The following is a 23,632-nucleotide window of genomic DNA, read 5'->3' on the forward strand; positions in this document are numbered from 1 at the left end:
AATTTTCTTGGTGACAATAGCGTTTTGGACCCACCTGACCCCATGCCGAACTCAGTAGTGAAACGAAACAGCGCCGATGATAGTGTAGCATTTGCTATGTGAAAGTAGGACATTACCAGGCTCCAAATAAGAGAAAGCCCGATTCGAAAGAGTCGGGCTTTTTTACGTCTGCAGAAAAGTGAAAAACAAATGTAAAAGGTATTAGGCTAAAGGAAGATAATTGATCAGAGCCGATTCCAGAACATACTACTTTGCTGTCGCTTCGAAGTAGCACACCGACTTCAAATGTAAGAGAAGTGCAAGGCATCCGGCTTTAGGTAAAATAAGCCCTGCTTTACGCTGACCTCCTATTAACTTCTCTTGTATGGTTATCCTCGTTATATAAAATTAATAGCTCCTTAAATAAAGCCTTATAGATTACATAACTATGTTTTACTTGAAAAAGAATTTATAAAGCCCAAAATGAAATTAAGTATTCTTATTAAATTGAGCTGTTTATGTCATTACTACTAACGCCACCTAAGTGCGAGCAATTGACCTATTTGTCAAAACAAATAAAAGGGTATGAAGAACAAGCAGTCCATACTACCGGCGCAGACCTTTACACGCTGATGCAGCGTGCAGCGGAGGCTGTTTTTTGCTGTTGGAAAACCTTTAATGCAAAACAAACGTTAGTTATTACAGGTAATGGAAATAATGCTGGAGATGGTTATGAGGTAGCTCGGTTAATCAAACAAGCAGATCGGCATGTAGTTGTTTGCGCGATTAATCCGAATAAAGCCTTATCCGGAAATGCAGCAAAAGCACAAAAGCAATGGATTGATTCCGGTGGTGAAATTTGTAACTTTAACGCTGATGCACTCGATGAGTGTGATGTGATAATTGATGCATTACTCGGTACTGGTCTTGAGAATACGGTACGCGATAATGTTGCTACTATTATTAAAGCGGTAAATGAAAGCACTAAACCAATACTGAGTATTGATGTACCGTCAGGTATTAATGCAGATACAGGCTGTCCTCAAGGAACAGCCATTATGGCCACCAAAACAATGACATTAGTTGGGATAAAGCAAGGACTCACCACGACTAAAGGAAAGCAGCATGCCGGGCAGTTGTATTTCGACGAGTTAGGTATTGGCGAGCAGTTTATGAAACTAGCCACCCCTTCTGCTCAGATTATCAATATAGACTGCTTTAAACCTTTGCCTGAGCGCTCAGTGAGTAGCCATAAAGGTAGTCATGGAAAATTATTATGTATAGGAGGAAACCACGGCTCTGCAGGAGCTATTAGATTAAGTGCTGAAAGTGGATTAAGGTCTGGTGCTGGAATGGTAAAAGTGTATACCCATGAACATGCCGTTTTACCTGTGAGCATCGGGCGACCAGAGCTTATGGTAACTAGTGAACACTTGGATGATGCCCTAGCATGGTCAACGTGTGTAGTTATCGGTCCAGGTTTAGGTCAAGATGAATGGGCCCAAAAAACCTTTGATCAGGCAATCTGTTATTGCCAGCAAAACAATATCCCTACTGTTATTGATGCAGACGCCTTAAACTTATTAGCTAAGCAATCATCTTCTCATAAATTAAATAATACCGTGCTAACGCCTCATCCTGCAGAGGCTGCACGGTTATTAAACTTAACTACCTCTGAGGTTGAGTCTGATCGTTTTTATTATGCTCGACAATGTGCGATCAACTTCGCAGCGACCTCTATTTTAAAGGGCGCAGGTACGCTAATCGATAATACCGAGCATACTTGGATATGTGAAAATGGTAACCCTGGTTTGGCTGTAGGAGGAAGTGGTGATGTGCTTAGTGGTATAATTGGGGCGTTAATGGCTCAAGGATTAAATACCAGTGAGGCAGCATGTTATGGCGTTGTGTTACATGCAAAGGCGGGTGATAGAGCCTGTGAACAATCAGGGCAAAGAGGAATGTTAGCCAGTGACTTATTTGCGCATGTAAGAGCACTGATCAATCATAAATAGTAAAAGCAGCAGTGACTGGCTGTGCTAGCTAATGTCTTCGCTGCTTGTTTTGGCTACTATCTGTGAAGCTCACCAGCTCTTTCAGGCTGATAAGTTACCTCTTTAATAGTTACTGTTATTAACCCTCCGCCTGGCTTTGGCCATTCAATTTGATCTCCTTGTGAAAGGCCAAGTAATGCACTACCAACAGGGGCTAAGATTGATATTTTGTTGCCACTTGAATCAATATTTTTTGGGTAAACAAGCGTTAAAGTAAACTCCTCACCTGTAGATTCAACAACAAAGTTCACTGTTGAATTCATGGTTACCACGGTTGCGGGAACTTCGTGCGGCTCCACTATGTTAGCTCTACCAAGTTCTGCTTCAAGTTCTTTTTCACCCGCAAAACTGTTTGCAGGCAACGACTCCATCAGTGCATACAACCTATCTGCATCCAGCGATGAAATGATAATTTCAGGTTTTGTATTCAACTTAATATCCTTAATCATGTTAAATAAAATTTACTCTGGTATAGCTTGCAGGAACTCAGTTGCATTGGAATACACTGAGTTAATTTTATTGTTGTTTAGTGAATTTATTTTATCTCTATTGCTAAAAACCCAGCCGAAGCTGGGTTTTTATTTGAGCTAGGTGTGTGAGGGAATGATTACATCATGCCGCCCATTCCACCCATGCCGCCCATGCCACCCATATCAGGTGCACCAGCTGCTTCTTCTTTAGGAATTTCAGCAACCATAGCCTCTGTAGTGATCATTAGACCAGCAATCGATCCTGCAAATTGTAATGCAGAGCGCGTTACTTTCGTTGGATCTAGGATGCCCATTTCAATCATGTCGTTGTATTCGCCAGTGGCTGCATTGTACCCGTAGTTACCTTCGCCGCCTTTAACTGCGTTAATAACAACTGATGCTTCATCACCTGCGTTTGTAACGATTTGACGAAGTGGTGCTTCCATCGCGCGAAGTGCCACTTTAATACCGTGGTTTTGGTCTTCGTTATCGCCTAGTAAGTCTGCTAATTTGCTAGCAGCACGCACTAAGGCAACACCACCACCTGGTACTACGCCTTCTTCAACCGCTGCGCGAGTTGCATGTAATGCATCTTCAACACGATCTTTTTTCTCTTTCATTTCAATTTCAGTAGCGGCACCTACTTTGATTACAGCAACACCGCCAGCTAACTTAGCCATGCGCTCTTGTAGCTTTTCTTTATCGTAGTCTGAAGTCGCTTCTTCAATTTGTGCTTTGATTTGAGCAACACGACCGTTGATACCGTCTTCTTCACCAGCACCATCAATGATTGTTGTATCATCTTTAGTGATTACTACGCGCTTAGCTGTACCCAAGTCTTCAACTGTTGCTTTTTCAAGTTCAAGGCCGATTTCTTCAGAAATTACAGTACCGCCAGTTAATACCGCGATATCCTGTAGCATTGCTTTACGACGATCGCCAAAGCCAGGTGCTTTAACCGCTGATACTTTTACAATACCACGCATGTTATTCACTACTAGTGTCGCTAACGCTTCACCTTCAAGGTCTTCTGCGATGATTAGTAGAGGCTTGCTTGCTTTTGCAACCGCTTCTAATGTTGGTAATAATTCACGGATGTTAGATATTTTTTTATCTACAAGTAAGATAAATGGGTTATCTAGTTCAACTGCGCCTTTTTCAGCGTTGTTGATGAAGTATGGAGATAAGTAACCACGGTCAAACTGCATGCCTTCTACAACATCTAGTTCGTTTTCAAGTGATTGACCTTCTTCAACCGTGATAACACCAGTATTACGGCCTACTTTTTCCATTGCATCAGCAATGATTTCACCAATCTCTTTATCAGAGTTAGCTGAAATAGTACCTACTTGTGCAATTGCTTTAGTATCAGAACATGGAACAGAAAGAGCTTTAAGTTCTGCTGTTGCAGCAATGATTGCTTTATCAATACCACGCTTAAGATCCATTGGGTTCATACCCGCAGCAACCGCTTTAAGACCTTCGTTAACAATAGATTGAGCAAGCACGGTTGCGGTAGTGGTACCGTCACCAGCAGCATCATTTGCTTTAGACGCTACTTCTTTAACCATTTGTGCGCCCATGTTTTCAAATTTGTCTTCAAGTTCGATTTCTTTAGCTACAGAAACACCATCTTTAGTGATTACTGGAGAGCCAAATGATTTGTCTAGTACAACGTTACGACCTTTAGGGCCCAATGTTACTTTTACTGCGTTTGCTAAAATGTTTACGCCAGTTAGCATTTTTGCACGTGCGTCGCCTGCAAACAGTACTTCTTTTGCTGCCATGTTTAATTTCCTCTAAATTCTTAAAATGTGTGTTAAACGAAAAGTAGGTTTAGCCTACAATGCCTAAAATATTATCTTCACGCATGATCAGGTATTCTTGACCTTCGATCTTTTCAGTTTTTTCAACATATGAGCCAAATAACACAGTGTCACCTGCTTTCACTTCTAACGCGCGAACGTCACCATTTTCTAAAACGCGACCATTACCTACGGCAACAACTTCTCCACGAGTTGATTTTTCAGCTGCAGAGCCAGTTAATACAATACCGCCAGCAGACTTGGTTTCTTCTTCTAGACGCTTGATGATTACGCGATCTTGTAAAGGACGAATGTTCATGTTTTTAGTTCTCCTAACAGTTTCTGAACAGTACAGAAAAAAGTGTATCTAATTTGCTTTCATTAATGGGGGTAGAGTGAAAAATTCCAAGAGAAAAAATGATAAATTTTTAATCTTTTCGCTCGTATTCACCATCTATGGTCTTAGGGCGGTTTTCATCTTGCTCGTGATGCATTGATTGATGAGTTTGCGAAAACCCTGAAGTACCTGTTTGATGCATACTAGCGCTCATTCTTACAGTTGCTTGACTAGCAAGTCCTGCAGCTAATTTGTTACGAATAGCAGGGGTAAGGAGTAGTAAGCCAAATACATCTGTCATAATGCCGGGTGTTAATAAAAGTACCCCTGCAATAATTACGCAAATACCGGTAAACAATTCTTTAGCAGGCATTTGTCCTTGAGCCATTTGCACTTGTACGTTTTGTAGTGCGCCCATTCCTTGCTGTTTCACCATTTTCGCACCCACAATCGCGGTTAGTACCACTAAAGCAATTGTTGCGAAGCCACCTATCACGTCACTAACCTGAATTAGTAAGGCAATTTCAATAATTGGGATGATGATAAACAGCAAAAATAAAATTCTAAACATAAGACTCTCTAAAAAAATGACACTTATTAAGGTGCTAATGAAATATAAGTGAGGGTTGTCGGGTCTATTTTCAAGCTAATAAGAGTAAGTAATAAACGTTAATGTAAGTAAAGTTGCAGGTGGCGGGTCTAAATCAATTTACTGCAAAGACCCAAAATGTAGACAGAGTTCGTGTCTACACATTACACCCGCTATCAGCTACTATGGGGCTAGACCCCCGTAAACAAGTAAAGGTTCACTATGACAACGCAATTTAAACTTATTTTTACCACTTGCAAAGATAACGATGAAGCCCGTTTATTGGCTATGGCGCTAATTGAAAAGAAACTAGCCGCTTGTGTAAATATTTTACCGGCCATGAGTTCTATTTACATATGGGAAGGTGAAGTAGCTGAAGCAACTGAAGTAAAGCTGCTAATTAAAACTAAGGCTGACAAAATGAACGATGTATTTTTAACCTTAAAAGATCTTCACAGCTACGAAGTACCAGAAATACAAGTTGTTGATGTAGCAACGGGTAACTTGGCTTACTTTAATTGGATGGATGAGGTGCTTCATTAATGCGCTTTATTTTATTTTTTTTATTAGGCGTATTAATGGCGCCTGCTTGGGCGGCACAAAATACTCTTGATGATTTTCTAAAACCGACTCAGCATACATTTTTACCAGTCAATGAAGCGTTTGTATTTGATTTTGACCAGCAAGGAAGTACGTTATTTGTTGGTTGGGATATCGCTGATGACTATTATCTATATAAAGACAAAATAGAAATTATTGCCAAAGGTGCCAGCATTGATGTGCCTGAGTTGGGCTCTGGTGAAATAATTGAAGATGAGTTTTTTGGCAAAACTGAGGTGTTTTTTAATTCTATCAGCGTTATTAGCAAGTTGAGTAATATCAGTGAAGATGGCGTTGTTAAGGTGCGTTATCAAGGTTGTGCAAAAGCAGGACTGTGTTATCCACCTGAAATCATCAGCATTCCATTAAGTGTACTAGCAAGTGAAACTAATACTAATGAAAATACAGCAGCAAGTAGTGCATTTGCGGCACTTAGCCAACCTGTAGAAAAACCTGTTACTACAGCAACACCCGAGAAAGGGCTCACCTTTACAGAGCAGTTAGCCAGCCAAAGCTTAATGGTTAATTTAGCTATATTTTTTGCTGTGGGCGTAGGTTTGGCATTTACACCTTGCGTATTTCCGATGTTTCCTATTTTATCTAGCTTAATTGCGGGTCAAAAGAACCTGTCTACCAAAAAAGCATTTGCCCTATCATTTGTTTATATTCAAGGCATGGCGGTTACCTATGCCGCATTGGGGTTAGTGGTTGCTGCATTAGGCGGACAAGTACAAGGTTACTTACAGCACCCATATGTATTAATAAGTTTTAGCTTATTGTTTGTGTTGTTGGCTATGTCGATGTTCGGTTGGTACGAAATAAAGTTACCCAGCGGCATGATGAACAAGCTAACCCAAGTGAGTAACAATCAAAAAGGCGGTAACTACATTGGGGTATTCCTGATGGGGGTTTTATCAGGGCTTATTGCATCACCTTGTACCACTGCGCCTTTATCAGCCGCATTATTATTTGTGGCACAAAGCGGCGATTACTTAGTGGGTGGACTAACGCTTTATGTACTTAGCCTAGGAATGGGTTTACCGTTGTTACTCCTTGGTACATCGGGAGGTAAGTTATTACCGAAAGCTGGCGGATGGATGGAACAAGTTAAGACCTTATTTGGTTTTATTATGTTAGTTGTGCCACTTATTTTGCTAGAGCGCATTATCGATATCGAGATAATTTTACTATTAGCAGGTCTATTAGCTATCGCCACAGCGCTTTATTTTCATCATTGGCAAAGCGCCCAAACTCAAGGCAAATTAAAAACCTTATTGTGGTTTATGGCTGTTTTATTAGTGCTTACGGGCTTTAATTTAACCAAAAATTATTTTTGGCCAACACAAAACGTGAGCTTGCAAACAACCACGCAAAGCAATGAGTTTAAGCACGTTGCTAACTTAGCCGAGTTGAAGCAAGCAGTTTCACAAGCAAATAGTGAGGGTCGTATGGTAATGGTGGACTTATACGCTGACTGGTGTGTAGCGTGTAAAGAGTTTGAGCATTACACCTTTCCCGACCCGCAAGTACAAAGTGAGTTTAGCCATTACCAACTGATTCAAATTGACTTAACCCAAAGTGATAATGAAACAATTGAGCTAATGGAAGCATATTCAGTGTTTGGTTTACCGAGTATTTTATTCTTCAATACTCAAGGTGAAGAGCTAAGTGCACAACGTGTTACTGGCTTTTTAAATGCGGATGATTTCGCTAAGCACCTTGCTGCAGTGCGTGCCAGCGCTGAATAACCATTCTATATGGCACAACATGATTGTTAATGTTGTGCCATTATTCCCCCTCAAGATTCGTCCCCAAAATAGAGATTAGACCAGTATTTTGCTGCTATTTACTTCGAAATCACTATAATAGTTGGTTAACGTGAGAAATTGTTGCTATCTTACTTTTTTCAGCTTACTTTTTAGTGAAAAATTAGTTAGTAACCGCTTAACTCATTACTTATAGGATATATCGCGTATTATGGCTGCAAAATTAAAGATTTTAGTTATAAATGGCCCAAATTTAAACATGCTAGGAAAGCGTGAGCCCGATAAGTACGGTTCGCATTCTTTAGAGCATATTGTGAGCGAGTTAAACAGCGCTGCTAATAGTTTAGGTGTGGAGTTAACGCATTTTCAAAGTAATAGTGAGCAAGCGCTCATTGAACGCATTCATGATGCTTGGCAAGCGGTTGATTACATAATAATTAACCCTGCAGCATTTACGCACACAAGCGTCGCATTACGTGATGCATTGCTAAGCGTTGATATTCCGTTTTTTGAAGTGCACTTAAGTAATGTGCATGCACGTGAAACGTTTCGCCATCATTCTTATTTTTCTGATGTGGCGCAAGGCGTTATTTGTGGATTAGGTGCAATGGGTTATCACGCTGCTTTAAATGCAGCAGTGAGCCGATTGCAAAACTCAAACTAAATTTAAACTAACAAACTAATAGGCGGGCCGTTTATGGATATTCGCAAGATCAAAAAACTAATTGAATTAGTAGAAGAATCAGGTATTGCAGAACTAGAAATCACTGAAGGTGAAGAATCAGTACGTATTAACCGTAATAACATGAGTGCCGGTCCTGCGTATGCGCAATTCGCACCTCAGCAATACGCCCCAGCAGCACCTGCTCCAGCCGCGGCTGCACCATCAGCACCTGCAGCCGTAGAGTCTGAAGCACCTGCAGGCCCTACAGGTCATCAAGTTAAATCACCTATGGTAGGTTCTTTTTATGCAGCAGCTTCTCCAGAAGCACCAGCATATGTTGAAGTGGGCTCTCAGGTTAAAGTTGGCGACACACTATGTATCGTTGAAGCAATGAAAATGATGAACCAAATTGAGTCAGATAAAGCCGGTACAGTAAAAGCTATCTTAGTAGAAAACGGCGAGCCAGTAGAATTTGATCAACCTTTATTCATCATTGAATAATAGCGCAACGTAAAAGGCCAACTCTCATGTTAGATAAAGTAGTCATTGCAAACCGAGGTGAAATTGCACTTCGTATATTGCGCGCCTGCAAAGAGCTTGGGATCAAAACGGTTGCTGTGCATTCAACGGCGGATCGCGATCTTAAGCACGTATTACTAGCAGATGAAACCATCTGTATTGGTAAACCAGCAGCAACTGAAAGTTACTTAGACATTCCACGCATTATTGCCGCAGCAGAAATTACTGATGCGGTCGCTATACACCCAGGTTATGGTTTTCTTGCTGAAAATGCAGACTTTGCCGACCAAGTTGAGCAAAGCGGCTTTGTATTTATCGGTCCTCGTGGCGATACTATTCGTCTAATGGGCGATAAAGTATCGGCAATCGAAGCGATGCGTAAAGCGGGTGTTCCTTGTGTACCTGGCTCTGATGGTCCGGTATCGGATGATAAAGAACGCAACATGCAAATTGCTAAGCGTATTGGTTACCCAGTAATTATTAAAGCAGCTGGCGGCGGCGGTGGCCGCGGTATGCGTGTTGTTCGCAACGAAGCTGAGTTAATCAATTCAATTTCGCTTACGCAACAAGAAGCAAAGCAGTTCTTTGGCAACAGCATGGTTTACATGGAGAAATTCCTTGAAAACCCACGTCACATTGAAGTACAAGTATTGGCCGACGGTCAAGGCAATGCGGTTCACTTAGGTGAGCGTGATTGTTCAATGCAGCGTCGTCACCAAAAAGTAGTTGAAGAAGCACCAGCACCAGGGATTACTGCAGAAGTACGTAAGTTCATTGGTGAGCGTTGTACTCGCGCATGTATTGAAATTGGTTATCGTGGTGCGGGTACGTTTGAGTTTTTATACGAGAACGGTGAATTTTACTTCATTGAAATGAATACCCGTATTCAGGTTGAGCACCCTGTAACTGAAATGGTTACCGGTGTTGATTTAATCAAAGAGCAGTTAAAAATTGCCGCTGGTCAGCCTTTGTCATTCACTCAAGAAGATGTGGTTATTCGTGGTCATGCTATTGAGTGTCGTATTAATGCTGAAGACCCAGAAACCTTTATTCCATCGCCAGGTAAGATTACCCGTTTTCACCCAGCTGGTGGTTTAGGTATTCGTTGGGACAGTCATATTTACGCTGACTACACCGTTCCTCCACATTACGATTCTATGATTGGTAAGCTGATCACTTACGGTGAAAATCGTGATGTCGCTATCGCCCGAGCACGTAATGCGCTTAATGAACTCGTTATCGATGGTATTAAAACCAATACGCCACTGCATAAACGTATTCTTGCAGATGAAAACTTCAAAAATGGTGGCACAAATATCCACTACCTTGAGAAGAAATTAGGACTGTAAAGTCTATGCTAATTAAAAACCGGCTTAAGCCGGTTTTTTTATCTTTAAAAAAGAGGCAGTATCACCTTAAATAAATAATCTGGTATGATTAACAAATATGCGCTTTTCGTAAATTTTGAGGTAATCATGTCGTGTAGTTTTAATTTTCATTTAGTCGATGAAAATGCCACTGTTGCTATGGGTAATAAATTAGCTGCCATAATAGAGCAGGGCGCAGTTATTTATTTGCATGGTGACTTAGGGGCCGGTAAAACGACATTTACTCGCGGTATAGTGCAAGGTTTTGGTCATACAGGTAAGGTTAAAAGTCCCACTTATACACTAGTTGAACCCTACGAGCTTGTGCGTGGCAATGTTTATCACTTTGACTTATACCGATTAGGTGACCCAGAAGAGCTTGAATTTATGGGGATTCGCGATTATTTTTCAGAAACGGCAACTTGTATTGTTGAGTGGCCGGAAAAAGGCGGAGAATTTATTCCTGTTCCCGATCTAAATGCTACGCTAAGTTATGTAGGTGATGAGCGTAAAATTGTTATTAACAGTGCGAGTGAGCGTGGTGTAGCAATTGTCAAAAAACTAAATAATAGATAATAAAATAGTTAAGGCAGTGATTATCAAAATGAGTCGTGGTTTAGTTAAACTTTTTATTTACCTCATGGTTTTTACAGTGAGCTTGCCATTGTGGGCGCAAAACACTATTAATAGTGTGCGTGTCTGGCCATCACCTGATAGCACTCGGGTGGTGTTTGATCTCGATGATAAACCCGACTTCAGTTACTTTATGCTAAAAAACCCAAGTCGTTTAGTGGTTGATTTAGAAAACACTGATGAATTAAAAAAATTGCCAGGTGTGCCACCAAAACATCAAATTGTTAGCAAGTTACGTTACTCAAAACCTAAAAATAAACGCAGCGTGCGTTTAGTGTTTGAATTAAATGGGCCAGTTAAACCGGTTATATTTGCACTTGCCCCCACAGGCCCTTATAAAAATAGGCTGGTGGTCGACTTATACGATAAAAGCCAAGCTAAAGGTGCAATTACCCCTGCACAAACGGCGGCTAAAAAACGCCAATTAAGCCAAGAACGCGACATTGTAATTGCCATTGATGCAGGTCATGGTGGTGAAGACCCAGGCTCCATTGGCCCTTCAGGTACTTACGAAAAAGACATCACTTTGCAAATTGCCAAGCGTTTAGAGCGCATGATTGATGCTGAGCGCGGTATGATTTCGCGCATGGTCCGTAGTGGCGATTACTTTGTAAAACTTAATACACGGACTAATCGTGCTCGCCAGAAAAAAGCCGATTTTTTTGTCTCTATTCATGCTGATGCGTTTACCAGTCCAGGACCCAACGGTGCTTCTGTATGGGTGTTGTCGCTGCGACGTGCCAATTCAGAAATTGGTAAATGGATTGAGGATAAAGAAAAACACTCAGAGTTACTTGGCGGTGCTGCCGATGTAATTAAAGATGCTGCAAATGAAAAGTACTTAGCACAAGCCTTGCTTGATATGTCGATGGATCATTCCATGAAAACAGGGCTAAGTGTTGCAGATGAAGTGATAAAAGAATTAAAAAAAGTAGCAAAAATGCACAAAAAGGCGCCGCAACATGCCAGCCTTGCAGTATTGAAGTCGCCAGATATTCCGTCTATTTTGGTTGAAACTGGGTTTATCTCTAATCCTCGTGAAGAACGACTACTAAAAAGCGCCAATCATCAAGAGCGTTTGGCAAAAGCGATGTTTACCTCAATTAAAAATTATTATTTACGCAACCCGCCTGACGACTCACTGTTTGCGTCATTAAAATCTCAATACCCGACAAAGCACAAGGTACGTCCAGGGGAGTCACTGAGTATGCTGGCAGGGCGATATGGGGTTAGTATTAGTAAAATAAAACAGGTTAATAAGCTCAGTTCAAATACGCTATTTATTGGCCAGGAACTTGATATTCCTCAGAGTTAATTTTAAAAGCGCACAACATTTAAGGTTTTTATGAGTATTGAAATATTACCTGCGCGCTTGGCAAACCAAATTGCGGCGGGTGAAGTTGTTGAGCGTCCCGCGTCGGTGGTTAAAGAGTTAGTAGAAAATAGCCTAGATGCAGGTGCGACACGTATTCAAATAGATATTGAACGCGGTGGTCATAAGCTGATTCGAATTCGTGATAATGGTTCAGGCATTGCAAAAGAGGAGCTCACATTAGCGCTTTCTCGCCATGCTACCAGTAAACTAAAGTCGCTCGATGACTTAGAAAATATTTGCTCTTTAGGTTTTAGAGGCGAAGCTCTCGCGTCTATTAGCTCGGTATCTCGCTTAACCTTAAGCTCTAAGCCTGAACAGCAAGAAGCCGCTTGGCAAGCCTTTGCGCAAGGCAGGGATATGGCCGTAGAGGTAAAGCCTGTGGCACATCCCAGCGGTACCACAATTGAAGTAAAAGATTTATTTTTTAATACCCCAGCACGGCGCAAGTTTTTACGTACCGAAAAAACTGAGTTTAGCCATATTGATGAGCTTATAAAGCGGATTGCACTGAGTCGCTTTGACGTATCAATTACGTTAACCCATAACGAAAAAGTGGTGCGTCAGTATCGTCCTAAAACCGAACCTGCTCAAGCTATTACACGAGTTGCCCAAGTGGCGGGTAAAGCGTTTGCAGAACAGGGACTGCATATTCAATCCGGTGAAGCAGGGCTGCAACTACATGGTTGGGTGCTCCCTGTTGGCTCGGCTAATACTACACAGTACACCTATGTAAATAATCGTATGATGCGCGATAAACTTATTTTGCACGCTATTCGCCAAGCATTTGAAGAGGTCAGTGGCGAGCAAGAACTTCCCGGATTTGTGATTTACATTGATATAGACCCACGCCAAGTGGATGTTAACGTGCACCCGGCAAAGCATGAGGTACGTTTTCATCAAGGTCGTTTGGTACATGACTTTATTTTACAAGCTATCAAACAAGTTGTGGTGCCACTTCAAGCTGAGTTTGTTAATTCGCCAGCCGCTCACACGCATCAATCACCGGTTACATCGTTTAACCAAGAACACACGACCAATAGTGAACTTTTTGATTATCCTAAGTCGTCATTACAACCAAGTCATTCGCCATCTACAAGTAATGCCTCTTATAGTGGCAGTCGTCAAGGTGCGGGTAGACAGGTGCGTATTGAAAGCCAAAATTACCATGATGTGAATGCGTTTTATCAGGGCGTGAATGAGCAACAAGCGCAGCACTTTGATACTGCGTCAGCATTTCTACAATCTAATGAGACGCAAGTATCAGATACAGCACTGCGCACTGTCGATATAATAAGCATTGAACAGGGCGTTTGCGTGTTCAATAATGAAAATCAACTTTATTGTTCACACTTTAAATACGCATTAGCGGATGATTGGCATACACAAATAAAAGAGCACGGCAGCCTTGAAGGTAAAGCACTTCTATTGCCTGTGCGTGTTAACGTATCAAAACAAGACACGGCGCTTCTTGCTGCTCAGCAGTCTTGGTTTACCTTACTAGGTTTTGAGTTATTAATAGAAAAGCAGTTTGTTATGGTAAAGAAGCTGCCTACAAGTCTGTACTTATTAGATGTAAGTGCTGCAATAGATGCATTGCTTGAGGGATGTAAGGCTCAGTTAGCAAGTATTGATGAATGGCTACAATGGCAGGTAAATATAATTCCCGCACGGTTCTATGCCAGTAAAGCCTTTGCAGTACAGCAAACTCGCTTACAAAATAATGCGCAAACAATTGAACGTTTACGTGAAAAAGCAGTTAAAATAGATCTAAAGTCTTATCTAGCGCAATTTAATTAGGGTATTCGTGTTGAGTAATTTACCGGTCATATTTTTAATGGGCCCCACCGCTGCTGGTAAAACAGCATTGGCAATTTCACTGTGTGAGCATTTAAATACTGAAATTATCAGCGTTGATTCGGCACTGGTTTATAAAGGTATGGATATTGGTACCGCTAAACCGGATGCCGACGAACTAGCACGTGCACCTCATCACCTAATTGACTTACTCGACCCAAGCGAAACCTATTCAGTAGCTGATTTTAGACGCGATGCGATAGAAAAAATTGATAAATTTCATCAACAAGGTAAAGTGCCTGTACTGGTTGGAGGTACAATGATGTACTTTAAAGCCCTTATTGATGGGTTATCCCCTCTACCAGAGGCTGATGAGCAGATAAGAGCTGAGCTTGAAGTACAGGCGAAACAGTACGGTTGGCCACATTTATATCAAGAGCTATTAAAAGTAGATCCACAAGCTGCGAAAAAGATGAGTGAAAATGATTCACAACGAATTAATCGCGCTTTAGAGGTTTACCGTATAACAGGTAAAACAATGACTGAATTGCAAAAGCAAAAACAGCCACCTTTACCTTATACTTTTCATCAATTTGCTATTGCTCCAGATGATCGTAAAGAGTTACATCAGCGAATTGCAGAAAGGTTTAAAATAATGATTGAACAGGGGTTTGAAAAAGAAGTTTCGACCCTATATCTACGTGAGGATTTACATCCCAATATGCCTTCTATTCGTTGTGTAGGTTATAGACAGATGTGGGATTACCTTGCGGGTGAAATAGACCATGATGAAATGGTTTTTCGCGGTATTGCTGCCACTCGTCAATTGGCTAAGCGTCAATTAACGTGGTTAAGAAGTTGGCCCGACGTTACGTGGTTAACAACCGGTGATGAAGAAAACTTGCATCGTGTAGTAAGTTCGCTAAGCTAGTAGTAGCTGGACAAAATTTAGCTTTATTAAATTAGTTCAGCCACTTAATTATAATAACACCTAGAACGAAGGAATAATAACATGGCAAAAGGCCAATCGTTACAAGACCCATTTTTAAATGCATTACGCCGCGAGCGGATTCCAGTATCAATCTTTTTGGTAAATGGCATAAAATTACAAGGTAAAATTCAGTCATTTGACCAATTTGTAATTTTACTGGAAAACACTGTTAATCAAATGGTGTATAAACATGCAATTTCAACAGTTGTACCTGCACGCGCAGTCAACTTTCAAGGTGTACAGGGCAATGAAGACACCGAAGAAACTGAACCAGGAAACTTTTAAATTAGGAGCGTAATGCTTGTTTGACCGCTATGAATCTGGCGAACAGGCAATTTTAGTCCATATCGACCTACCTAAAGATGGGGATCGCGAAGATCTTCATGAATTAGAAATGTTGGTATCTTCTGCTGGTGTTAGTAGTTTGGCGGTTGTGCAAGGCAGCCGTCAAGCACCACATCCCAAACTATTTGTCGGTACCGGCAAAGCGGAAGAAATAGCTGAAATTGTCAAAATCCACAATGCCGATGTTGTCATTTTTAACCATCAGTTGAGCCCGTCTCAAGAACGTAATTTAGAGCGTGTTTGCCAATGTCGGGTACTTGATAGAACAACACTTATTCTTGATATTTTTGCTCAGCGTGCCCGTACTCATGAAGGTAAACTTCAGGTTGAGTTGGCGCAGCTTCGTCACATGTCTACACGTTTAATTCGTGGTTGGACCCACCTTGAGCGCCAAAAAGGGGGGATAGGCTTACGTGGTCCGGGTGAAACGCAGTTAGAAACCGATCGACGTTTATTGCGCGCACGTATTAAAAATATTCGTGCACGACTAGCGAAAGTGGCTGTACAGCGTGAGCAAGGTCGACGTGCTCGTACGCGCAATGAAATTCCAACAGTGTCGCTGGTGGGTTACACTAATGCCGGAAAATCAACACTGTTTAACTATATTACCGATTCAGATGTATATGCAGCCGATCAGCTATTCGCCACACTAGATCCAACACTGCGTAAACTCGATATTGGTGATGTTGGTTCTGTTATTTTAGCCGATACTGTAGGGTTTATTCGACACTTACCGCATGATTTGGTGGCTGCATTTAAAGCAACTCTGACCGAGACGCGTGAAGCCGATTTACAACTGCATGTGATAGATGTAGCTGATCCTCGCCGAAAAGAAAATATTGAACAGGTACAAGAAGTCCTCAAAGAAATTGAAGCCGACGAGGTACCGCAGTTATTAGTTTATAATAAAATTGATGCGCTGGATGAGGTAACGCCACGTATTGATCGTGATGACGAGGGCCAACCTATAAGGGTATGGCTATCTGCAAAAACTGGCGAAGGCTGTGAATTACTTAGTGAAGCTATTAGCGATTTACTCGCTAAGCAAATGCTTAATGAAACGTTATTACTCGCACCACAATATGGGCGTTTAAGAGCATCACTATTTAATTTAAGTGCAGTACACAATGAGCGGTTTGATGAACAAGGTAATTGGTTGCTTGATGTACGATTGCCTATGATTGAGTGGAACCGTTTAATTAAAGATTTTGGCCCTGAAATTGAAAGTTTTATTAGCTGAGATTAAAAACTGCAAGATTAATGTCGGTTTTAGTATAAGAAATGCATAAGATTTGTTAGATTTAACACAATTTCCGAATTTATTTAGATAACAATGGAGTATAGCTATGGCCTGGAATGAACCGGGTAATAATGGCAATGACAAAGATCCGTGGAATAACAAAGGCGGACGTGATCAAGGCCCACCTGATTTAGACGAGGTGTTCCGCAAATTCAGTAACAAGTTTAACGGCTTATTTGGCGGTAAAAAATCCGGCAATGGTAGCGGCGGTGGACTTGGCGGAGCCGGTATTTCATTTGTACTTATTATCGCTGCAATTGTATGGGCGTTAAGCGGTATTTATACGGTGAAAGAAGCTGAGCGCGGCGTCGTTCTTCAATTTGGTAAGTTTGACCGAATTGCAGATCCTGGCTTGCGTTGGAAAATGACCTTTGTTGAAACGGTTATTCCAGTCGATATCGAAGCTGTTCGCTCGTTATCAGCATCAGGCTTTATGTTAACCGAAGATGAAAACGTAGTAAGCGTTGAATTTGAAGTACAGTATCGAGTAATCGACCCTTACTTATACAAGTTTAGTGTCACTAACGCTGACAGCAGCCTTGAAGAAGCATTAGATAGTGCGCTGCGTTATGTTGTTGGTCATTCAAAAATGGACCAAGTACTGACAAACGGCCGTGAAGTTGTACGTCAAAATACTTGGGATGAGCTAAATCAAATCATCGAACCTTATAACTTAGGTTTAATCGTAACTGACGTTAACTTCAAGGACTCTCGTCCACCAATGGAAGTTAAAGATGCGTTTGATGATGCAATTGCGGCCCAAGAGGATGAGCAACGCTTTATTCGTGAAGCAGAAGCGTATGCCCGTGAAATTGAACCGCGTGCGCGTGGTCAAGTGACTCGTATGACGCAAGAAGCTGAAGGTTACCAAGAACGTATTACTTTAGAAGCGCAAGGTGAAGTGGCTCGTTTTGAGAAATTACTTCCAGAATACCAAGCAGCTAAAGAAGTAACACGTGAGCGTTTATACATAGACACGATGCAAGAAGTGCTAGGTAATAGCTCTAAAGTGTTGGTTGATGTTAAAGGTGGCAACAACATGATGTACCTACCACTTGATAAAATCATGGAAAAACAGGGTTCATCAACACGTATTGCTTTACCTAGCTCAAGCGATATAAACGATTTACGTAACAAGGTAAATACGTCACGCAACAGCACTGTTAATAGTGGTAACGATCGCTTTAACAATGATCGCTTTAACGACGGGAGATAAGAGCAATGAAAAACTTTAGTTTAGTAATCCTATTAGCCGCCATTGTGATGTCTTTCTCGTCGGTGTTCGTGGTCTCTGAAGGTCAAAAAGCGATTGTACTTTTATTTAGTAAAGTGCAAAAAGACAGCGATGATCAAGCAGTAGTCTATGGCCCAGGTCTACACTTAAAAGTCCCATTTTTTAGTCAAGTACGTCGTATTGATGCACGTATTCAAACACTAGATGGCACACCGGATCGCTTTGTAACTAGCGAGAAAAAAGACTTAATCGTTGATTCGTTTGTAAAATGGCGCGTAAACGATTTTAGCTCTTTTTACCTGCGTGCACGTGGTGACAAGCAATACGCTGAAACACTGCTTAAGCAAAAAGTAAATAATGGCCTACGTACTAACTTTGGTACGCGTACTATTCGTGAAATTGTATCTGGTGAGCGTAGCGAGCTGATGGAAGAAGCGTTAGTACAAGCATCTGAAAGTGCTAGTGAGCTGGGTATTGAAGTACTTGATGTGCGTGTTAAGCAAATTAACTTACCACAAGAGGTGAGTAGCTCTATTTATCAACGTATGCGCGCTGAGCGTACTGCAGTTGCTAAAGAGCACCGCTCTGAAGGTCAGGAAAAAGCAGAAACGATTCGTGCAGGTGTTGACCGCCGTGTAACAGTAATGCTTGCTGATGCAGAACGTAATGCGCGTTCTGTTCGTGGTCAAGGCGATGCTGATGCTGCTGCGATTTACGCTAGTGCTTATAATAAAGACCCTGAGTTCTTTAGCTTTGTTCGCTCTTTAGAAGCTTATAAGCAAACTTTCAAAGGCAAGCAAGACGTGATGGTGTTATCACCGGATAGCGACTTCTTCCAATACATGAAAGGCGCGAAAGCTCAGTAATCACAGCTTTAGTTAAATTTAAAAAGCCCTGCAATTGCAGGGCTTTTTGTTATCTGAATTTTAATCTTATAAATCACTGTTATTTATGTGATTATTAACGAAACACTGATGTTTACTACCCGCACGAGGAAAAAATAAGCTAAACGGGGTGAACATTGCTTTAGTTTTCTGGTAAAATCTCGTCCTAATTTTCTCTAAGTGAATTTGCAATGGGTAAAAACGTTGTTGTACTAGGCACCCAATGGGGTGACGAAGGTAAGGGTAAGGTAGTTGACCTCCTTACAGATAAAGCATCTTTAGTAGTTCGTTATCAAGGTGGTCATAACGCTGGCCATACCTTAGTGATCGACGGTGAAAAGACAGTTCTACACCTTATTCCATCGGGTGTATTACGTGACAATGTTAAATGTGTGATTGGTAATGGTGTTGTTTTATCACCAGAAGCGCTAATGAAAGAAATTGGCATGCTTGAAGAGCGTGGCGTACCAGTACGCGAACGTCTTTTAATCAGTGAAGCATGTCCGCTAATATTGCCTTTCCATGTTGCATTAGATGTAGCTCGCGAAACAGCGCGTGGCGATAAACCAATCGGTACAACGGGTCGTGGTATCGGTCCAGCATACGAAGATAAAGTTGCACGTCGTGGTTTACGTGTTGGCGATTTATTCAATCCTGAATTATTTGCTACTAAGTTAAAAGAAGTATTGGAATACCACAACTTCACATTAGTTAACTACTACAAAGTAGACGCTGTTGACTTCCAAAAAACGTTTGATGATGCAATGGCTGTTGCTGATATTTTAAAAGCAATGGTAGTTGATGTAACTGAGCTTTTAGATCAAACGCGTAACGCCGGTGACAACATCTTATTTGAAGGTGCTCAAGGTACACTACTTGATATCGATCATGGTACTTACCCTTATGTAACATCTTCAAACACCACCGCTGGTGGCGTTGCTACAGGTGCGGGTTTTGGCCCATTACACCTTGATTATGTGCTAGGTATCATTAAAGCGTACACAACACGTGTCGGTTCAGGTCCTTTCCCTACAGAGCTTTACGACGGCCTTGATAAGCAAGACCCAGTCGGTAAGCATTTAGGTGACAAAGGCCATGAGTTTGGTGCTACTACAGGTCGTTTACGTCGTACAGGTTGGTTAGATGCAGTGGCTATGCGCCGTGCAGTCCAAATCAACAGCATTTCAGGATTTTGTTTAACTAAACTTGACGTTTTAGATGGTTTAGAAACACTTAAAATCTGTACTGGTTATAAGCTTGAAGATGGTACTGTGACTAACGTGACACCATTAGCAGCTGAAGGTTACGATAAAGTAACGCCAGTATACGAAGAAATGCCTGGTTGGTCTGAAAATACAGTGGGTGTAACATCGCTTGAAGGCTTACCTAAAGCGGCAATTGATTACATCAAACGTATTGAAGAAATCACTGGCGTACCTGTTGATATTATCTCTACAGGTCCTGATCGTGTTGAAACCATGATACTTCGTAGCCCATTTGCATAATTGGGTTTAAGTTGAAAAAAAGCTGCCATGTGCAGCTTTTTTTATGCCTATAAAAAAGCACACCTATTAATAGTGGAACGATCTTTGTATATTATTTGGTAAGTTTATTTTTTAAGTGGTTAATATGCGTTTATCTTCTCGTTGCTCAGTGTGGTCATTATCACTACTTACACTTTCTTTATTTAATATAAGCAATAGCTTAGCTGAAGAAAGCCCTGCAGCTGTGCCGCTGTATACCGAATCTGAGTTAATAGCTTTAATTAATGAGAACACTCATCTAGCCCGCGTGAAGGCAGATAATTGCCAGTTAGTGCAAGATATAGAAGCGCGAGCCAATAAAATGGCATTGCCGTCGTATCAATTTTTATACGGTGATATGCTCGCCTACAAGGTGTGTGTTGAGCGTGATGTAGCTCTAGGTGTGTATTACATGAAAAAAGCGGCTGAGCAGGGCTTAGCGGCAGCATTAGAGCAACTAGGTCGCTACTACGATGTTGGGCAGTTAGTCCAAAAAGACAAAGCCATGGCAATAACCTACCTCCGTGAGGCCTCAGCGCAAGGTAACTTAAAAGCTCAATTACGATTAGTGGGCTTGTTTAATCAAGGCTATGGTAGTCCAAGAGACTTTGAAGATGCTTATCGTTGGCTGTTTAACACCACGGTAGCCGATAAAGCGACACATAAAAAAATAGAGCGAGCATTAACTAAACTTGCTGAAAAAATGCCAGCTAGTGTCGTTACCCGCGCGCGCTTACCTATGTAACCTAAACTCCAGCTAGAGAAAATAAACCTAATTATGACTATGATTTAATATGTTAGTAAATCTCTTAATCAGAGTTTAGGTTTGTAAATAAAAAAGCGAGAGTGCTTTTTTAGCACTCTCGCTTTTTAGTTATTACTCGTCTTTTTTATTGTCTTTGGCTTTGTTATTGGCCGGATCTTTTAATAGCGATATTTTAGGCGGTTGCAATGCAACTACTCGTTCACCCTCTTGTGGTGGCTTTTCCATATCACTGGTAAAAGGCCTCATTTTCACTGGTGCGTCTTCATCACTGTCTTTATCCCCTTTGAGAATAAACAGTGGGATCGCTTCAGGATTCATTTCTAAATACTGCTGCCAGCTAAACTCTTCAGATATACGTGTTGCACTCACTTTACCGCCTTTGGCAATAACACTGCTTAAGCGTGCATATGCGCCGTTTTCACCAAACAGAATTTGTCGTGATAAAAACGTCGCGCTGTCTTTATTTGCTTTAGCATGTGATGAAGAGGAACGTAGTGAAAATACATTTTTTTCATTTAATAAATGAGAGAAGTACTGCACCCCTAATGCGTTGTGGTGGCGATTAGGTGAAAGCGCTAAAACACTGCGAATCGTGGTTAAAGGTAAATAACGTTCAGCATGCTCCGATTGCGGGTTACCGTAATAACAAGGCAGGCCATCCATGCGCGCCATTCTACAGTTCTCCCAAGCAGGATCTGATAGATGAACAGGAATATTTTGCTCTTTTAAGCCACGTGCAATTGCACGCGATACATGGTTTGCACCAATGATTAAAATAGTATTAGGGGATGGTTGACGCACTCCAAGTAGTTTCGCAACAGGGATAGCCGTTAAGCTTTGCAGTACCACAGTAACAATAATAACAGTAAATATGAGTGGCACCATTTTTTCGGCATCGGCCACTCCCGCTTCCATCATACTCAGCGCAAATACTGAACCAACGGCTGCTGCAACAATACCGCGAGGTGCAATCCAAGCAAGTACTAGGCGCGATTTCATCGGTAAGTCTGTACCAAAGGTTGAAATAGCAATACACAATGGGCGGGCGATAAATAGCACAATAGCTAAAAATATAAATACGTCGCTGTCGAGCATCATTAAATCAGAGAGTTGTAGTCTTGCGGCCAATAAAATAAATAAAGTCGAGATTAAAATCATTGACAAATCTTCTTTAAACTCGAGTACCGAATCTATTTCCAAGTCATCTTGATTAGCTAACCAAATGCCAAACACCGTCACAGCCAGTAAGCCTGACTCATGGCTTATGTGGTTTGAAATAGAAAAGCTAATTAACACTAACGCTAAAATACCAAACTTATGTAGCTCAAATGGCAGCCATTCTCGGCGCATTAGTTGCGTCGTGATCCAACCCGAAACCACACCAATACTTAAACCAACGCCAACGGTTTTAACCAGTGCAACGATAGTGTGGCTAAGTACTTCACCCTGACCAACCAGCATTACGGCTTCAAACACTAACACTGCAAATAAAGCGCCAATGGGGTCTATTACTATGCCTTCCCAGCGTAAAATACGATCGATATCCTGGGTAGGTCGCATCGAGTTAAGTAATGGAGCAATAACGGTTGGCCCCGTAACAACAAGCACAGCGCCAAGTACTGCAGCAACTCGCCAATTTAACTCGAGTAACCAATAGGCGCTAAAACTAATAACAATACAAGTTGTAAGCATACCAATAGAGCAGAGGTTTCTGACGACTTTACTGATCCCTTTAAGTTCTCGAAAATGTAAAGTTAAGGACCCTTCAAATAAAATCACAGCGACACTCAAAGAGACCACAGGAAAAAGTAAATCACCTAATAATGCATCAGGGTCTAATACGCCACTAAATGGCCCTAATAAAAGCCCTGTAAGCAATAAAAACAGAATAGCGGGTACTCTAAACGCCCAAGCGACCCATTGGGCTAACACTGAACACAGTGCAATACCGGCTATATAAATTGCTGACATAGAGTAAAAACTCCTTAATTTTAATAATGTTTAAAAGTATAACGGTTACCAACCAGTAATACAGTGGGTATACACGTGTAAATTAAATTTAGCTAATAAATAATGTTTATTTATTTAGTGTTAACGTCTTTTGTGAGAGTGTTATCAAAGTTATAGTCTCTATAATTACTATTTATAGTAGTCTAACTTTATGATATCTATTGCAAAATGTGCATGCCTTGTCTGTTATGACCTATTTAGCTTTAATTTTAGCCTTGATCTAAGCGGCTATTTTAACGTATTATACTTCGTGTTCGAATAATTAGTTATCTAATAAAGTTTATTGTTTAAGTAAGTAAACGTGTTAGATATAAACATCTTAACTCTCTTAGTGATTGTTTCAGCGATGTTTTATAATGTTCGAACGTAAAATATCATTTACCGAACTCTTTGGTATAGTTTTGCTCAAGGTGTTTATCTGCGTAACGCATATAAATTAAAGTTTGAGTTGAATTATTACCTTTCAATATTTAATCCCCATCGTGGCGGTTAAATCTCGGTCCTTAAGTCATCACCCTATCTGTTGGTGTACCAGACTTAAGAGGCTCTATGTATGTTGTTAATAAAAAAGCCGCACACAGCTTTTTACAGCGATACATAAACAACACTTTATATTTTTTTAGTTAG

The 23,632-nt window shown here is 41.1% G+C and carries 21 protein-coding genes and 1 rRNA gene; 17 read left to right on the forward strand and 5 right to left on the reverse strand.

Annotation, left to right across the window (positions count from 1 at the left end; translation table 11 throughout):
* Window positions 1-6 precede the first annotated feature (6 nt).
* Both rrf and CWC14_RS12965 read left to right on the forward strand, forming a co-directional pair.
* A 5S ribosomal RNA gene (gene rrf / locus CWC14_RS12960) occupies window positions 7-121 on the forward strand.
* A 376-nt stretch (window positions 122-497) separates the two neighbouring features.
* Window positions 498-1,994 carry an NAD(P)H-hydrate dehydratase gene (locus CWC14_RS12965; RefSeq protein WP_138563237.1) on the forward strand — a complete coding sequence of 499 codons (1,497 nt, stop codon included), beginning with the start codon at window positions 498-500 and terminating at the stop codon, window positions 1,992-1,994.
* Between the two features lie 56 nt (window positions 1,995-2,050).
* Here the strand turns inward: CWC14_RS12965 and rnk are convergent, their stop codons facing one another.
* The 4 genes from rnk to CWC14_RS12985 form a co-directional block, all read right to left on the reverse strand.
* The gene (rnk, locus tag CWC14_RS12970; RefSeq protein WP_076921848.1) at window positions 2,051-2,464 is read right to left on the reverse strand and encodes a nucleoside diphosphate kinase regulator; all 414 of its coding nucleotides are present in this window, start codon (window positions 2,462-2,464) and stop codon (window positions 2,051-2,053) included.
* Window positions 2,465-2,640: 176 nt separating this feature from the next.
* The gene (gene groL / locus CWC14_RS12975) at window positions 2,641-4,290 is read right to left on the reverse strand and encodes a chaperonin GroEL (protein ID WP_138563239.1); all 1,650 of its coding nucleotides are present in this window, start codon (window positions 4,288-4,290) and stop codon (window positions 2,641-2,643) included.
* Window positions 4,291-4,339: 49 nt separating this feature from the next.
* Entirely contained in the window at window positions 4,340-4,627 is a 288-nt protein-coding gene (locus tag CWC14_RS12980; protein WP_008113511.1) for a co-chaperone GroES, read from the reverse strand.
* Between the two features lie 109 nt (window positions 4,628-4,736).
* Complete coding sequence (locus tag CWC14_RS12985) at window positions 4,737-5,216, reverse strand: FxsA family protein (protein ID WP_064664113.1); 480 nt, start codon at window positions 5,214-5,216, stop codon at window positions 4,737-4,739.
* Between the two features lie 240 nt (window positions 5,217-5,456).
* Here CWC14_RS12985 and cutA point away from each other — a divergent pair, with 240 nt between their 5' ends.
* The 15 genes from cutA (at window position 5,457) to CWC14_RS13060 (ending at window position 20,974) form a co-directional block, all read left to right on the forward strand.
* A complete protein-coding gene (gene cutA, locus CWC14_RS12990) occupies window positions 5,457-5,777 on the forward strand; it encodes a divalent-cation tolerance protein CutA (protein WP_010391672.1) in 321 nt (106 codons plus the stop codon).
* On the forward strand, window positions 5,777-7,582 hold the full coding sequence (locus CWC14_RS12995; RefSeq protein WP_138563241.1) for a protein-disulfide reductase DsbD: 1,806 nt from the start codon (window positions 5,777-5,779) through the stop codon (window positions 7,580-7,582). The genes cutA and CWC14_RS12995 overlap by 1 nt, the downstream gene beginning before the upstream one ends.
* A gap of 229 nt (window positions 7,583-7,811) precedes the next feature.
* A complete protein-coding gene (aroQ, locus tag CWC14_RS13000) occupies window positions 7,812-8,264 on the forward strand; it encodes a type II 3-dehydroquinate dehydratase (protein WP_010391676.1) in 453 nt (150 codons plus the stop codon).
* 33 nt (window positions 8,265-8,297) lie between these two features.
* Window positions 8,298-8,765 carry an acetyl-CoA carboxylase biotin carboxyl carrier protein gene (gene accB, locus CWC14_RS13005; protein WP_054202660.1) on the forward strand — a complete coding sequence of 156 codons (468 nt, stop codon included), beginning with the start codon at window positions 8,298-8,300 and terminating at the stop codon, window positions 8,763-8,765.
* Window positions 8,766-8,791: 26 nt separating this feature from the next.
* Window positions 8,792-10,132, forward strand: coding sequence for an acetyl-CoA carboxylase biotin carboxylase subunit (gene accC / locus CWC14_RS13010; protein ID WP_010391679.1), 1,341 nt, complete (start codon window positions 8,792-8,794; stop codon window positions 10,130-10,132).
* Window positions 10,133-10,258: 126 nt separating this feature from the next.
* The gene (tsaE, locus tag CWC14_RS13015; RefSeq protein WP_021033095.1) at window positions 10,259-10,726 is read left to right on the forward strand and encodes a tRNA (adenosine(37)-N6)-threonylcarbamoyltransferase complex ATPase subunit type 1 TsaE; all 468 of its coding nucleotides are present in this window, start codon (window positions 10,259-10,261) and stop codon (window positions 10,724-10,726) included.
* Window positions 10,727-10,754: 28 nt separating this feature from the next.
* Window positions 10,755-12,098, forward strand: coding sequence for an N-acetylmuramoyl-L-alanine amidase (locus CWC14_RS13020; protein WP_138563243.1), 1,344 nt, complete (start codon window positions 10,755-10,757; stop codon window positions 12,096-12,098).
* Window positions 12,099-12,128: 30 nt separating this feature from the next.
* The gene (gene mutL / locus CWC14_RS13025) at window positions 12,129-13,955 is read left to right on the forward strand and encodes a DNA mismatch repair endonuclease MutL (protein ID WP_138563245.1); all 1,827 of its coding nucleotides are present in this window, start codon (window positions 12,129-12,131) and stop codon (window positions 13,953-13,955) included.
* A gap of 10 nt (window positions 13,956-13,965) precedes the next feature.
* Window positions 13,966-14,883, forward strand: a complete 918-nt coding sequence (miaA, locus tag CWC14_RS13030) for a tRNA (adenosine(37)-N6)-dimethylallyltransferase MiaA (RefSeq protein ID WP_054202670.1) — start codon at window positions 13,966-13,968, stop codon at window positions 14,881-14,883.
* A gap of 81 nt (window positions 14,884-14,964) precedes the next feature.
* Window positions 14,965-15,228: an RNA chaperone Hfq gene (gene hfq / locus CWC14_RS13035; RefSeq protein WP_008113494.1), complete on the forward strand. Its 264-nt coding sequence runs from the start codon at window positions 14,965-14,967 to the stop codon at window positions 15,226-15,228.
* Between the two features lie 16 nt (window positions 15,229-15,244).
* A complete protein-coding gene (gene hflX, locus CWC14_RS13040; RefSeq protein ID WP_010391685.1) occupies window positions 15,245-16,528 on the forward strand; it encodes a ribosome rescue GTPase HflX in 1,284 nt (427 codons plus the stop codon).
* Between the two features lie 106 nt (window positions 16,529-16,634).
* Entirely contained in the window at window positions 16,635-17,804 is a 1,170-nt protein-coding gene (hflK, locus tag CWC14_RS13045) for an FtsH protease activity modulator HflK (protein WP_010391686.1), read from the forward strand.
* Window positions 17,805-17,809: 5 nt separating this feature from the next.
* Window positions 17,810-18,688 carry a protease modulator HflC gene (gene hflC, locus CWC14_RS13050; protein ID WP_008113491.1) on the forward strand — a complete coding sequence of 293 codons (879 nt, stop codon included), beginning with the start codon at window positions 17,810-17,812 and terminating at the stop codon, window positions 18,686-18,688.
* A gap of 209 nt (window positions 18,689-18,897) precedes the next feature.
* Window positions 18,898-20,211: an adenylosuccinate synthase gene (locus CWC14_RS13055; RefSeq protein WP_010391689.1), complete on the forward strand. Its 1,314-nt coding sequence runs from the start codon at window positions 18,898-18,900 to the stop codon at window positions 20,209-20,211.
* A 124-nt stretch (window positions 20,212-20,335) separates the two neighbouring features.
* On the forward strand, window positions 20,336-20,974 hold the full coding sequence (locus tag CWC14_RS13060) for a tetratricopeptide repeat protein (RefSeq protein ID WP_013466021.1): 639 nt from the start codon (window positions 20,336-20,338) through the stop codon (window positions 20,972-20,974).
* 132 nt (window positions 20,975-21,106) lie between these two features.
* On the opposite strand, the gene CWC14_RS13065 is transcribed toward CWC14_RS13060, so the two are convergent.
* The gene (locus tag CWC14_RS13065; RefSeq protein ID WP_013466020.1) at window positions 21,107-22,966 is read right to left on the reverse strand and encodes a cation:proton antiporter; all 1,860 of its coding nucleotides are present in this window, start codon (window positions 22,964-22,966) and stop codon (window positions 21,107-21,109) included.
* Between the last annotated feature and the right edge of the window lie 666 nt (window positions 22,967-23,632).

Origin of the sequence: Pseudoalteromonas sp. S3260 (genome assembly GCF_005886925.1) — a bacterium.
Lineage (GTDB): Bacteria > Pseudomonadota > Gammaproteobacteria > Enterobacterales > Alteromonadaceae > Pseudoalteromonas > Pseudoalteromonas tetraodonis.